Here is a 13,545-nt window from a genome sequence, read left to right as displayed (position 1 = left end):
ATTGCGGCCCTTGGCATCGCGCTCTAGCGTCGCGCCATTATCCGGGACGCATGAGGGCCGGGACGCATGAGGGGGAGCCTTTAATGGCCGCTGCAGAAGCCGAGTCGACAAGTTTGATCGACCGCGTAACCAATATTTCCGATTTCATCTGGGGGGGCACCTGGAACGGGGAGCCGCTGCCATGGCTTTCGATTGCCGGGCAACCGATCCCACCCATGACCCTGATCCTGCTGGGCATCGGCCTGTGGATCATGGTCGGTTTGAAATTCTATCCGATCCGCAAGCTGGGCAGCGCTTTTGCCGGCCTGTTCAAAGGGCGCAAGAGCGAAGGCGACGGCGAAATCTCGCCCTTCGCCGCGCTCTCGACGGCACTTTCCGGCCAGGTCGGCACCGGTAACCTAGCGGGTGTGGCCACTGCCATCGCGCTGGGCGGCCCGGGCGCGATCTTCTGGATGTGGATTACCGCGTTGGTCGGCATGGCGCTGGCCTTCGCCGAAGGCTCATTGGCGATCCGCTATCGCGAAAAGACTTCCGACGGTGTCTATCGCGGCGGCCCGATGAGCTACATCATGATGGGCCTGGGCCGGAAATACACCTGGCTTGCCATCCTGTTCTGCCTCGGCACGCTATTTTCCGCGCTTGTCACCGGCAACTCGATCCAGGCCAATGCGGTGGCCGACGGGCTCAACGAACTGTTCGGCATCGAAGAATGGCTCGGCGGGCTGATCGTCGCCGTGCTGGTCTTTGTCGTCATCATCGGCGGGATCAAATCGATCGGCGGCGTGGCGGAGAAGATCATTCCGTTCATGGCGGCTGCCTATATCGTGATGGCGGTGATCGCACTGATCCTGAACATCTCGGACATTCCCGCCACGTTCGGCCTGATCTTTCATGGTGCGTTCAACGCGCAGGCTGCCACGGGCGGTTTCCTGGGGGCCGCGATCATGCTGGCGATCCGGGCCGGTGTCGCGCGCGGTCTGTTCTCCAACGAAGCAGGCCAGGGCTCGACTCCGATTGCCCACGCCGTGGCACAGACCAACGATCCGGAGCAGCAGGGCCGCATGGCCATGCTGGGCACCTTCATCGATACGATCGTGATCTGCACCATGACGGCGCTGGTGATCCTGACCGTGCAAGGTGACTTCACCGGGGGCGGTGTCGCAGTGGAGCATGCCTGGAATTCCGATCTGGAAGGCTTCGCCATGACCAGCGGCGCCTTTGCCGCGGCCTTCCCGGTCACCATCGGCACTATCCCCATCGGCACGCTGATCGCCTCGACCGCGCTGATCCTGTTCGTGTTCACCACGCTGCTGACTTGGAGCTATTACGGCGAACGCGCGATCACCTTCATTTATGACCGCGTGCCGGGATCGACCCGCGGCGGTGAGAAGGTGTTGCACATGATCTGGCGCGTGCTGTGGTGCGTGGTGATCTATATCGGGGCGTCGCAGGATCTGACGCTAGTCTGGCGCCTCGGCGACATTTCGAACGCGGCCATGGCCTTGCCCAACTTGCTGGCCCTCGCCCTGCTTTCCGGCGTGGTGTTCAAGCTGGCCCAGGGTGACAAGACAGCCGGCCCGACGCACACCGCCGATACGCCCGAAGAGCCGGAGGAATATTAAGACTTCGGCACTAGGGGCTTTCGGGCACCAAGACGAAGGGCCCGGAACGCATCACGCGCTCCGGGCCCTTTTCTTATCTTCGACCTTCGCGTGGTATCAGCCGCGGCCAAACAGGCGGGCCCAGAAGCCTGGCTCTTCCATCGGCTGGATCGGGCCGTGGTTAAGGAATCGCAAGGAAGCGTCACGATGGGCGCGTGGGCTGACCCAGCGGTCCGGGCGACTGCTACGGAAAGACAAGCTGGACATGGCACTTCTCCAAATCGGTTTTCCCTCCATCCAACGCTCATAATGCACAGCCTGGCTGGGTGGTTCCCTGCTATTCGCGAGCGCACGCGCAGCAATTATTCGGCCGGGAAACCGTCGAAAATTTTGGAGAATGGCAGGGGCACAGAGACTCGAACTCTGGACCTTCGGTTTTGGAGACCGACGCTCTACCAACTGAGCTACGCCCCTGCAGCGGCGACGCGCTTAGGCCAAAGCGGCAGCTTCGCGCAAGCGCCAATTGACGTGATCAAGATGGCGTGTGCCGCAAATGCTTGGCATAGGGGCGATGTCATGCATGCGCCGCGCCCCCAATCCTCGTCAGCCACGATCCCGGCCGACCTGTTGTTGTTGGCCTATCGCAACGGTATTTTCCCGATGGCCGACAGCCGCAAGGACCAGGAGATTTTCTGGGTCGAACCGCGCGAGCGTGCGACCATTCCGATCGGCGGCTTCCGCATGTCCCGTTCGCTCGCCCGCACGATCCGCCAAGACCGTTTCTCGGTGACTTGCGATCGGGCGTTTGACGAAGTCGTGGAAGGCTGCGCCGAGCCTCGTCCCGATCATCCCGAAAGCTGGATCAGCCAGCGCATCGCCGCCAGCTACGCCGCACTGCACAAGGCCGGCCACGCCCATTCCATCGAATGCTGGGACGGCAACAATCTGGTCGGCGGGGTCTATGGCGTGTCCTTCGACAAGGTGTTCTGCGGGGAAAGCATGTTCAGCCGGCGACGCGATGCTTCCAAAGTCGCACTTGCCTGGCTCCTGGCCCTGCTGGAACGGGCGGGATGCGAGCTGTTCGATTGCCAGTTCATGACTGACCATCTTGCCTCGCTGGGGGCGGTCGCCATGAGCCAATCCGATTATCTTGCCAGGGTTGCCGCCGCATCGGGACCGCAACCGCTCAGCCTGCCGGAAGCCTATGCCTCGCTGTCGGAGGAGGTTTCACTGGCGGGCGCGGACGGTTCGCCGGGAAAGCGCATTGCGCATTCCTTGACCCAGACATCATAGACCGGGTGTTCGACCACATTCAGGCTCGGCGCGCGCTTGAACAGCCAGCCGGAAAAGACCTTCTCCCACTCGCCCTCGCTGTCGCCTTTGCCTTCCACCAGCACTTGGACAAAGGCACCGGTCTCCTGTGGCATTTCCCATGGCGCAGTGCGCTCGCAAGCCGACATCCGCACTATGACATCACCGATGCGCCGCGATTCGCCCGGCTTCATGTCGAGGTCTTGCGAGATATTGTTGCGCTTGTTGAGCAGGCCGATCGTCGCGACCCGGTCTTCCATCGGCGTGCCCTCTCCGGCTTCCACCGGCTCGGCCGGTTCCGCAGGCGCGCTCTGCAATTCTTCAGGGACTTCGGTCTCGACAGCTTCCGGCGCAGGCGCCTCCGCGCCGCAGGCGGCCAGGGCAAGCGCCAGTCCAGCGACCGGCAAAGACAAAGGCGCCTTGCGCATCGTCAGTCGCCCGGGCTCCACGCCTCGTAATCCCCGAGAGCTGCGGCCCGTTTGCCGCCGCGTTCCAGCGCACCTTGGGGACGATAGGCCTGTGCGGTGCCGGTAGCATTGGGAGTGTAATCGACTTCCCAGATCCTGGGGGGCGGCAAGAAGCTCTCTGGAACATCCTCGAACGAGCCGTGCAGCCAGCCATGCCATTCAGCCGGGACCCGGCTCGAGTCATTGGCGCCGTCATAGATCACCCAGCGCCGCTCTCGCTGGCCTTCCTTGGGCTTGGAGCGATAATACTTGTTGCCCTGCACATCGGTGCCGACATGCTCACCATTGCGCGCGGTGAACAAGTGTGTGGTGATGGTCGCGCCGTCCCACCAGGTGAAAATCTTTCCGAGAATACTCATCGTGCTGCGCCGGTTAGCCGATTGCGCAGCCATAACCAAGCCTGATTCATTACCATTCCACCTTGTCACCGGGGCTAATTCCCAGCTCCGCAGCACGGCCACCAACCAGCTCCAACACGCCTGTCACGACACCTTCGGATTCCACCCCGTCGAGCGAATAGGGCGTCGTCATCGCGGCGATGTTGGAGATCCGGCCATTCGGGCCGATGAAGATGATATCTAGCGGCAACGGGGTGTTCTTCATCCAGAACCGGGCGCTCTCGGTGCCATCGCGCGGAAAGATCATCGCCTCGTCCGGCCCCAGTTCGGTGCGGAACATCAGGCCGCGCGCCTGGGCTTCTGGCGTATTGGCCACTTCGGCCTTGAAGCGGTGCACTGTATCCCCGCTCTCGACCGTCAGCGGCACAATGCGCAAGCCCGAGACAGGGTGGCGTTCCGCCGTGGTCTCTCTTTCGGCCTGTGCTGCTGCTTCTGCACCGGCCTGCGGCGAACAGGCCAGCAGTAACCCCGCACCAAGCAACGCGGCGCAATGTCTCAATCGAAGGCTTCGCGTACCCATTCTTCGGCCTCTTCTTCGTTTTGCGCGTCCAGCACGGCACGCGCGTGGCCAAAACCATGGCCTGCGCGAATCATCGCTGCAAGCTGCTTTTCACGGACAGCCCGATCTACCGGACCGGTCGCGCGATTGGGCGCATAGGGGCCAAAGCGCCGTTTGCGTGCCATTTGCAGGGCCGCTTCGCGGGCGGCGCCCTCGCCGGCCTCGACATCCGTGCGCACAGCTTCGTCGATACCGGCCTGTGTCAAAGCCTGATTAACCCGCCTCGGGCCATAGCCGCGCCGCATCAAATCCCCCGACCGGGCCCGGGCATAGGCTTCGTCATCGACATAGCCGAGCTCGACATAGCGGCTCACCAGAGTGCGGATATCCGGTTCCCCTTCTCCTTCCCATCCACGCTCGCGCAGCTTGCGCTTGAGATAGGTTTCGAGCTTGCCAGAACTGGTCGCAAAGCGGGCCACGTAAGACAGCGCGAGATCCTTCATCCGCGTCTCGTCTAACGGCTTAGGCGGTCTTTTCCTGCGACGATTGGATGGGGAAGTCTCGTGCATCGGCCATATTCGTGCCACACTCCTTTTCAAATGGGAAAAGCCAAATAGCAATTTGTGACGGTGCAGGGACGGTTAATTGCACTGCTTTCAGGGACGGGATGCGCCTAACTGCGCGTAATAAAACGGGTTTCGCCGCATAATATGACAGATCAATCGCTGACACCAACGCCGAACGATTGCCCCTTGCCGCGTCGTAGATCGGATTTTTCGACTTTTAACGAGGCGATCGACTACGCCGCGCGCAGCGCCAAGGGCATGAATTTTCATGATATGCGTGGCACGCTGGAGCGGGCGTATACGTATGCCGAGATGCGCGACGATGCGCTGGCCATGGCACGCCGGATGGTCGCCTCCGGCATCGGGAAAGGTGATCGGATTGCCCTGATCGCCGAAACCGTTCCGGAATTCACCGCCTTGTTCTGCGCCTGCACTTATGTTGGCGCGTGGCCTGTGCCGCTGCCCCTGCCGACGACTTTCGGCGGTAAGGACAGCTATATCGACCAGTTGGGAATTCAGCTTTCAAGCAGCGACCCCAAGATGCTGCTCTATCCGCCCGAGATCGCCGAAATGGCCGAAGTCGCCGTTGCCAAGCAAGGGTGCGAAGGGAGCGACTGGGCCAGTTTTGCCGAGCGTGAGGCACCCGATTGCGTGCTGCCTGAAATCGGGCCCGACGATATTTGCTATTTGCAATATTCGAGCGGATCGACCCGTTTCCCGACCGGCGTCGCGGTGACTCACAGGGCGCTGCTGCACAATCTTTACGGCCATGCCACGACCATGAACATTGGCGAAGGTGACCGCGGGGTTAGCTGGCTGCCCTTCTATCACGATATGGGTCTGGTCGGCTGCTTCCTGTCGATGGTCGGCAACCAGGTCAGCGCGGACTACCTCAAGACCGAACATTTTGCCCGTCGTCCGCTGGCATGGCTCGATCTGATCAGCCGCAATGACGGCAATTCGATGAGCTATTCGCCCACTTTCGGTTACGACATTTGCGCGCGCCGTATTTCCAGCCAGAGCCATGTTGCCGACCGTTTCGACCTGTCGCGCTGGCGTCTGGCGGGCAACGGGGCCGATATGATCCGCCCCGATGTCATGCAGAACTTCGTCAATGCCTTTGCTGATGCCGGGTTCAAGGCCAGTGCCTTTACCCCAAGCTATGGCCTGGCCGAGGCGACACTGGCTGTCACGGTGATGCCCCCTGGCGAAGGGATCAAGGTCGAGCTGGTCGAGGAAGAGCGCCTGTCCGGCACCCGCCGCGACCTGTCGCGCCCGGCCCGCTATCGCGCCATCGTCAATTGCGGCAAGCCGCTGCCGGATATGGATGTCGAAATCCGGGGCGAGAACGACGATATCCGGGGCGACCACCAGATCGGCAAGGTCTGGTGCCGCGGCCCCAGCGTGATGCATTCCTATTTCCGCAACCAGGAAGCGACCGAAGAATGCCTCGTCGATGGCTGGCTCGATACCGGCGATATGGGCTATATGGCCGACGGATATCTGTTCATTGTCGGCCGCGCCAAGGACATGATCATCATCAATGGCAAGAACCATTGGCCACAAGATATCGAATGGGCGGTGGAACAGCTTCCCGGATTCAATCATGGCGATATCGCAGCCTTCGCGCTGGAAGACGATCACGGCGAGGAGGCACCGGCGGTGTTGGTCCATTGCCGGGTTTCCGACCCGGAAGAACGCGCCAAGCTGCACAGCACAATCAAGGAAAAAGTCCAGGCTGTGACCGGCATGAGCTGCGTGGTCGAACTGGTTCCCCCGCGTAGTTTGCCACGCACCAGCTCGGGCAAATTGAGCCGCGCGAAGGCGAAAAAGCTCTATCTGGCGGGTGAAATCCAGCCGCTCGATCTGGCAGCCTGACGGCCTGACACTGCCCAAGACCGTTTGCAGACAATGGTTTGCGTCCCGCGCCATCTGGCAGCGGCCGATATGCTTCGACCAACGCACACGGGGAATCCTTGAAAAGCGTGTTTTAGGCCCTTAATACAGTTGTATGCGCCATAGGGGCGTTTCACGAGGGAGTTCAGGGTCCGATATGGCCAGCAACGAAACACAAACCGCCACAGCCACAGATTTCGATCTGACCCCGCCCGATCCGGTGCCGCAGGTCGCGCCCGAAAAGGCTGCAGGCTTGGTCCCTGTCACCGACGAGCAGAAGTCGAAACTGGCCACCAAAGTCGACGGGTTTGTAACCGACCTGATTGCGATCGATGCCAATTCGCCCGAATTCGGCCAGAAGGTCGACCAGATCACCAATATGGGCCGCAAGGAAATCATGGCTGCGGCGTCGCATTCCAACCGCTTCCTCGATCGACCGGTCCGCGCAATGGACCAGGACGAGGGCGTGGGCGCGAACCTGGCGGAACTGCGCACCGTGGTGGAAGAGCTCGACCCGTCCCGGCGCGGTAATCTGACCGGCCCGCGCAAGCTGCTGGGAATCATCCCCTTCGGAAGCAAGATCAAAAGCTATTTCCGCAGCTATCAGAGCGCGCAAACCCACATTCAGCAGATCCTTGGCAAGCTCTCCAACGGCAAGGACGAGCTGTTGATGGACAACGCCGCGATCGATGTGGAGCGGACCAAGCTGTGGGAAGCGATGGGCAATCTGGAGCAGATGATCCATATCTCGCAGACGCTGGACGAGCGGCTGGAAGAGAAAGCCAACGAGCTCGATGCGACCGATCCGGCCAAGGCCAAGGCGGTGCGCGAAACAGCACTGTTCTATGTCCGCCAGCGCACACAAGACCTGCTGACACAGATGGCGGTCAGCGTTCAGGGCTATCTCGCGCTCGATCTGGTCAAAAAGAACAATGTCGAACTGGTAAAAGGTGTCGACCGCGCCAGCACGACTACGGTCGGCGCTTTGCGGACGGCGGTGACCGTCAGCGAAGCGATGACCAACCAGCGCTTGGTGCTGCAACAGATCACTGCGCTGAACGAGACGACTGCCGGTATTATCGACGGCACCAGCACCATGTTGCGCGAGCAGACCGGCAAGATCCACGAGCAAGCCGCCAGCAGCACGATCCCGCTCGAAACGCTGCAACGTGCGTTCCAGAATATCTACGATACGATGGATGAAGTGGACGAATTCAAAGTGCGGGCGCTGTCCAGCATGAAGGAAACCGTCACCGTGCTGACCGACGAGGTCGAGAAGTCGAAAGGCTACATCGCACGCGCCGAGGGTCAGGCCCAGGCGCAGTCGAAACTGGCTTCGTCAGAACCGTCGCTGCTTGAGCTGGAAGGCTGATGAGCGACGAGTACAAATCCTATTCGCGCCATAGCGACCGTATCATGGAAGACGCGCGGCGCGTGCGCGACGACAACCGGGGCGGCGGCCGTCATCGCCGCGAGGGCTCGATCGGCAAAGGCTCCAAAAAGCTCAAGTGGAAGCATTTGAAAAAGAAAGGCATCCGCATGGCGATGGCTGTCGGAGCTATCTGGCTCGCGGCCTCGGTGCTGGGCGTGATCCTCGACGGAATTGGATTTGAGGGCGTAATGGCAGCCGGGCTGGCAACGGCATTGGGCGTTTATGTCTTCGGCAAATATCCGAAGATGAAAGTGCCCCAGCGACCCGACCTATTGAAGGGCGACGAGCGGCAGATGGTCGCCCGTACCGAATTGTGGCTGGAGCATCAGCGCGACTCTTTGCCACGTGCTGCACAACCGATCCTGCAGGAATTGGGCGGGCGCCTCGACGCACTCGGCCAGCAACTCGCCAAAGTCCCCGCCGAGCACGAGACCGCACGCGACATTCGCAAGCTTGTTGGCGAAACGCTCCCGGAAATGGTCGATTCCTACAAGAAAATCCCCGACCACATTCGGACAGAGAAACGGGGCAATTCATCACCTGCCGAGCAAATCACCCAGGGCCTGCAGAAGATCAGCAACGAGATCGATTCGATCACTCGCCAATTGGCGCAGGGGTCGATTGACGATCTGGCCATCACGCACCGTTACCTCGATTACAAATACGGGGAAGCGATTGACGGCGACCAGGACAGCGGTGTCCCGCTCCCCGATTTCGATCTCGACAAGTCCAAGGCCCCCGGCTGATGCGGGTCCCCATTCCGCACGAGCTGCCCAAGGAAGAAGTACGCCGGCGCCTGCGTGAGCGCGCGCATGAAATGGCGGATCATATTCCCGGCCCGATGGCCGAAGTCATCACGGATTGGCCGAGTGATGACCAGATGCACATGACCATCCGGGCGATGGGACAGGATCTGGTCGGCACCGTCGATATCGAAGACAGCCGGTTACTGGTCGAAGTGACCCTGCCCCCGATGCTGTCCTTTATGGAAGGGACAATTTCGGGCGCGATGAAGGAACAGGGCCAGAAACTGCTGGCGAAAGACTAGCGCGCTCGCACCTCGTCAATTGAAGAAACGTTGCCGATAATAGAACGGAGCGGCAACGGGATTGCCATCGCGATCGCGCGCCGGTTCGAACCGGACCTGATCCAGCGCCAGTTCGCACACCTTCGCATCGGTAGCCGGAAACGGGCTGGGCTGGTGGATACTGCACGCACTGACCCGCCCCTGGGCCGAGACCATCAGCCGCACAATTACCGACTTGCCGATCCGGGCCTCGCGCCCGCCGGGCGGAATCGGAAACGCGCTGGCATCGGTTATGGAACGGATCAATACCGGCTTGGTCGCGGCAATGCCGCCTTGTCCGCCGCCGCCGCGCCCCGCCCCCGTTCCCAGACCGGATCCGGCCGCGCCGGTGCCATCACCGCTTTCGGTCGCACCTGACTGCGTCTCGGTGCCGGTCGAACTTGCGCGCGGCATCGGGCGATCCTGCCTGACGGGCACGGGAGGTACCGGCGCAGTGGTCGGCTGGGGTACGGCATCGCGCCCCGGGTCACCCTGTGCCCCTTCGTCCGGTTCGGGCGGCGCTTCGGGCAGATCTTCTTCGGGCGTTGTGACGGTGACCGTGAAGGCAGACACGACACTGTCTTGCACCTGCGCCGTGATATCCGGCGCCAGTGCCCGCATCAGCCCATAGAACAAGGCCACATGCAGCAGCGCGATCAGGACGATTACGGGCACGCTCGGGCGGCGCCGCGTTGACGAGAAATTTTGTCCCTTGGCCATGCCTGCCCTTCCCGTGCCGGATCTCCAGACTCGCACCATAGTCCCGCGCGGCGCCAAAAGAAAAGCGGCGGCCTCCCGCTATGGGAAGCCGCCGCCTTTTCGTCTCCGGTCGGAACCGGGCGGGATCAGAACTCGTAACGAGCGCCGATCTGGATCCGCCACGCCGAGCTGGAGATGCTGATGTTGTTCTGGTCATCCGGGTTGAAGCCCGAGATGATGTAACGACCCTGGGCATCGACACCGCCGTCAGCCACATCGACGAGGCCGGCAAAGCCGCCGCGCGAACGCAGGATGTTGGCGCCGCTGTCGACGAAGTTCAGGAAGTTGTCGAAGTCCGCGAACAGCTCGACACGATCGTTGACCAGACCAGTCAGGCTACCGAGGAACGGCAGTTCCTGGCTGATGCGCAGGTCGAGATCATAGTGCCAGTCGTTCTCGCAGGTGTTGCGACGGATCGTCTGGCCAGCAGTGAATGAGCAACCCGACGCGTTGACATAGTCGACAACGGCCTGAACCGCAGCCGGATCGGACAATGGCGAGACATTCGCGTCCCCAATGCCGGTCGGGACATACAGCAATGCGTTGTCATTACCCGACGAACTGTCGTTGAACACGCCGCCGCCGTCGAAGGTCAGGCTGTACGGACGGCCCGAACGTGCACGGAAGAACACGCCCAACTGGGTGCCGTAGTCACCGAAGAATTCCTCGCGGAAATTCACAGCTGCAGTGAAGTTGTGCTTCGTCTGGAAGCCCGAAGTCGAAACGGCCGGTGCCTGACGGTCAAAGGCTGCGGTCACGTCGAACGACGAGGTTGCAGTCGAAGAACCGTTGTTACGGGCATCGTTCGAATCGGTGTAGGCATAGCCGAAGCGCAGGTTCACGCTGCCGCCATCGGTGATCAGGCCACTGCTGAAGTTCTTGGCGAGCAAGATCGAAGCGATGTGGCTTTCCGTATCCGGGCCATTGGTCAGCTGGATCTCGTCATCACGACGCGTACCGAAGCAAGCCGGTGTGACATTGGTGAATGTCGGCGGCGTACCACCCGTACCCTGCAAGGTTGCATTACAACCGGCATTGTTCGGATCGATCGGACGATAGATCGGACGACCGTCGACCGTGAAGCCGTTGAGGCCACGGCTTGGGTCAGGGATCTGCGACAGATCGACGAAGTTGATCGTGTTGTTGAACCGCGAGTAGATGTAATCGAGGTTCAGGCGCCAGTTGCTGAAGAAGCCGGTTTCAGCGCCGAATTCGGTGCTGAAGCTGATGTTGGCACGCATCACGGTCGGGTTCTTGAAATTCGGATCGGTCGACTGCGTGTCGGAAAGACCCGCAGCAGCCGAAGCCGAACCGGCAGCGATCGCGCAGGCCGGGATACCGGTGAAGGTACCGCCGGTTACGACATCGATCTGGCCGGTAACCGGATCGATCGGCAGTTGGGCTGCGGCACAATCGAAAGTGTCGCCCCCACCGGTCGAGAAACCGTTGTTCGAGAACGCGTTCGAGAAGTAGACGATCGGGTCGCCACCACTGAACACGCCCAGGCCGCCCGAAACACGCGAGTTGCGGAAGAAGCCTTCATTGTCGAAATCATACGTAGCCGAAAGACGCGGCAGGATGACCGGATCGATACGGCTGAACGGGTTGGCGTTGGTGAAGCCATAACGGCTTTCGAACTGCGGGTTGTGACGCGGAGCCGAGCCATCATACCACTGGACACGGAGACCAGCCGAAACGTTCAGCTGCGGCGTGGCTTGCCATTCGTCCTGCGCATAGACCGAGTAGATCGTGCGGCGGAACGTAGCCGATGCTTCGTTGATGTCACCGGTAGGAGTGACGTTGATGGTCGCACCACCAAGGGCACCGCCTGCAAGATCATCCGCGCCCGCGAACACGCTCGAGAAGAAGCCAGGAGCAACAAGGCCCTCGGCGAAATCAGCAAGGCTGTTGAAGAAGATCGTACCGGTTGCGTTGATCGCGAACAGGTTGAACACGTCAGCACGATTCACTTCCGCACCGATCTTGATGAAGTGGCCGGAGCCGGCATCAATGTTCATCTGGAACCGGGCCTGGTCGGTCGTCGTGTTCAGCGCGTTGGCCGAGCGGAAGATGCCCGGGCCCGTGCTGAGGATGCCGTTCTGGGTCGTCTGGCCCGGAACCGGCGGGGTCAGCACGGCGAGACGGATAGTCGGATTGTCCGACTGCGCTTCGCCAAAGCCGACAGGGCCCTGCACGTCAGCCACTTCAGCACGGCTGAGGCGGATTTCGGTGCTGATCGAATCGTTCCAGTCCGAATACAGACGCAGCGAGTAGATGTCAGACACGGTGCCTTCATCTTCGAACGAGTTGAAACCGGTCAGGTTCTGGCCACCCGTGTCAGCTTCGATGTTGGTTTCTTCCAGACGCTGATAGGTAGCCTCAAGACGCTGGCCATCTGTGATGTAGGCATCGATCCGGCCGAAATAGCGGACTGCCGATTCAGCAAGGCTGGTCGGGTAGCCGCCAATGTCCTGGCCGTAGACCGTGCTGGCGATATTCGCGAACTGGTCGAACTGGGCCTGGGTGACAAAGTCGGCTTCGTTGGTGAAGCCGCCGCCGGCCGGGCCGAAATTGTTGCCGTCGCCGAGATCGGTCTCTTCGTAGCCGAGGTAGAAGAACAGGCGATCAGGAACGATCGGGCCACCAAGGGTCGCGCCCCAGCGCTTTTCGCTGCCGGCATTGAGCGGACGACCGTCAATGCTGTTGGCGTAAAGGCCTTCGTCGAAATAGGTGATGAAGGCAGAACCGCTGAACTTGTTCGTACCCGACTTGGTCACGACGTTGACGAGACAGCCGGTGAAGTCGGAATATTCGACATCGAATGGTGCGAATTCAACCGAGGTTTCGCGGATCACGTCGAACGGAAGCGGCAGCGAGTTACGCGCTGCAAACGGCGTGCCGTTGAGGCCGAACACGTCGGCCTGGACGATACCGTCAACCGTGAAGGTGTTCGAACGGTCGTTACCGCCAAGGCACGAGATACGATCGACTTCGTTCGAACGCTCGAGGCTGACACGCGGATCGAGACGGATGATATCGCGAACGTCACGCGTGATCGACGGGAAGCTTTCCAGCGTTTCAACGCCGAATGCTGCACCCGGACCAACGGCGAGCTGCGTCGCGCTGACACGCTCTGCGGTCACAACGATCAGGTTGTCGCCCGATGCGGCACCCGAAGTCAGCTGGAATTCGTAAGAGGTGTTGCCCGAAATGTTGATGAACTGGTCTTCAACCGATTGGCCTTCGTAACCGCCGGCAGTGGCCGTGACAGTGTAGGGGCCACCCGGGACGAGCGAGTCGGCGCGGAAAGCGCCGTCGGCGCCGGTCGTCAGCGTGCGCGACTGGCCGGTACGCGTGTCGGTGACGACCACGGTTGCGCCAGCGAGCGGTGTGCCGCTGTCGTCGGTAACGGTGCCTTCGACACCCGAAGTGATGGACTGTGCAGCGACCGGAGCAGGCAGGACCACAGCAGTGGTCAGGCCGGCAACACTCGCGGCGAGGAGATATTTGAGCTTCATGGACAACCCCTTTTGGAGAGCTCTGGAGACGG

General features: G+C 61.2%; 13 protein-coding genes and 1 tRNA gene. 6 read left to right on the top strand and 8 right to left on the bottom strand.

All coding sequences use genetic code 11. The features are described from left to right. Nucleotides 1-83: 83 nt before the first annotated feature. On the top strand, nt 84-1,622 hold the full coding sequence (locus ABD653_RS11450; RefSeq protein WP_160778801.1) for an alanine/glycine:cation symporter family protein: 1,539 nt from the start codon (nt 84-86) through the stop codon (nt 1,620-1,622). A 96-nt stretch (nt 1,623-1,718) separates the two neighbouring features. Here the strand turns inward: ABD653_RS11450 and ABD653_RS11445 are convergent, their stop codons facing one another. Beyond that, on the bottom strand, nt 1,719-1,868 hold the full coding sequence (locus ABD653_RS11445) for a hypothetical protein (protein WP_160778800.1): 150 nt from the start codon (nt 1,866-1,868) through the stop codon (nt 1,719-1,721). A gap of 131 nt (nt 1,869-1,999) precedes the next feature. Then, nucleotides 2,000-2,075, bottom strand: a tRNA-Trp gene (locus ABD653_RS11440). A gap of 102 nt (nt 2,076-2,177) precedes the next feature. Here ABD653_RS11440 and aat point away from each other — a divergent pair. Next, entirely contained in the window at nt 2,178-2,894 is a 717-nt protein-coding gene (aat, locus tag ABD653_RS11435; protein ID WP_160778799.1) for a leucyl/phenylalanyl-tRNA--protein transferase, read from the top strand. On the opposite strand, the gene ABD653_RS11430 is transcribed toward aat, so the two are convergent. Genes ABD653_RS11430 through ABD653_RS11415 form a run of 4 tightly spaced genes read right to left on the bottom strand, consistent with a single transcriptional unit; the run spans nt 2,804 to nt 4,779 of the window. Further along, complete coding sequence (locus tag ABD653_RS11430) at nt 2,804-3,340, bottom strand: DUF2155 domain-containing protein (protein WP_160778798.1); 537 nt, start codon at nt 3,338-3,340, stop codon at nt 2,804-2,806. The genes aat and ABD653_RS11430 overlap by 91 nt on opposite strands. A 2-nt stretch (nt 3,341-3,342) precedes the next feature. Next, nucleotides 3,343-3,738 carry an NADH:ubiquinone oxidoreductase subunit NDUFA12 gene (locus ABD653_RS11425; protein WP_160778797.1) on the bottom strand — a complete coding sequence of 132 codons (396 nt, stop codon included), beginning with the start codon at nt 3,736-3,738 and terminating at the stop codon, nt 3,343-3,345. Between the two features lie 49 nt (nt 3,739-3,787). Continuing rightward, the gene (locus ABD653_RS11420) at nt 3,788-4,297 is read right to left on the bottom strand and encodes a DUF192 domain-containing protein (protein ID WP_160778796.1); all 510 of its coding nucleotides are present in this window, start codon (nt 4,295-4,297) and stop codon (nt 3,788-3,790) included. Further along, entirely contained in the window at nt 4,273-4,779 is a 507-nt protein-coding gene (locus ABD653_RS11415) for a regulatory protein RecX (RefSeq protein WP_234032144.1), read from the bottom strand. Before ABD653_RS11415 ends, ABD653_RS11420 begins: the two co-directional genes overlap by 25 nt. 207 nt (nt 4,780-4,986) lie before the next feature. Here ABD653_RS11415 and ABD653_RS11410 point away from each other — a divergent pair, with 207 nt between their 5' ends. The 4 genes from ABD653_RS11410 (at nt 4,987) to ABD653_RS11395 (ending at nt 9,218) form a co-directional block, all read left to right on the top strand. Continuing rightward, nucleotides 4,987-6,720, top strand: coding sequence for a fatty acyl-AMP ligase (locus tag ABD653_RS11410; protein ID WP_160778794.1), 1,734 nt, complete (start codon nt 4,987-4,989; stop codon nt 6,718-6,720). A 175-nt stretch (nt 6,721-6,895) separates the two neighbouring features. Further along, nucleotides 6,896-8,110: a toxic anion resistance protein gene (locus ABD653_RS11405; protein WP_160778793.1), complete on the top strand. Its 1,215-nt coding sequence runs from the start codon at nt 6,896-6,898 to the stop codon at nt 8,108-8,110. Further along, nucleotides 8,110-8,916, top strand: a complete 807-nt coding sequence (locus ABD653_RS11400; RefSeq protein WP_160778792.1) for a hypothetical protein — start codon at nt 8,110-8,112, stop codon at nt 8,914-8,916. The genes ABD653_RS11405 and ABD653_RS11400 overlap by 1 nt, the downstream gene beginning before the upstream one ends. Beyond that, nucleotides 8,916-9,218: a polyhydroxyalkanoic acid system family protein gene (locus tag ABD653_RS11395; protein WP_160778791.1), complete on the top strand. Its 303-nt coding sequence runs from the start codon at nt 8,916-8,918 to the stop codon at nt 9,216-9,218. Before ABD653_RS11400 ends, ABD653_RS11395 begins: the two co-directional genes overlap by 1 nt. 15 nt (nt 9,219-9,233) lie before the next feature. On the opposite strand, the gene ABD653_RS11390 is transcribed toward ABD653_RS11395, so the two are convergent. Both ABD653_RS11390 and ABD653_RS11385 read right to left on the bottom strand, forming a co-directional pair. After that, a complete protein-coding gene (locus ABD653_RS11390) occupies nt 9,234-9,956 on the bottom strand; it encodes a TonB family protein (protein WP_160778790.1) in 723 nt (240 codons plus the stop codon). A gap of 125 nt (nt 9,957-10,081) precedes the next feature. After that, a complete protein-coding gene (locus tag ABD653_RS11385; protein WP_160778789.1) occupies nt 10,082-13,513 on the bottom strand; it encodes a TonB-dependent receptor in 3,432 nt (1,143 codons plus the stop codon). Nucleotides 13,514-13,545: the final 32 nt, after the last annotated feature.

The sequence above is a fragment of the Parerythrobacter jejuensis genome (genome assembly GCF_039536765.1).
Taxonomy (GTDB): Bacteria; Pseudomonadota; Alphaproteobacteria; order Sphingomonadales; family Sphingomonadaceae; genus Parerythrobacter; species Parerythrobacter jejuensis.
The sequence above is the reverse complement of the archived record's forward strand: the minus strand, read 5'-3'. Positions and strand labels throughout refer to the sequence as shown.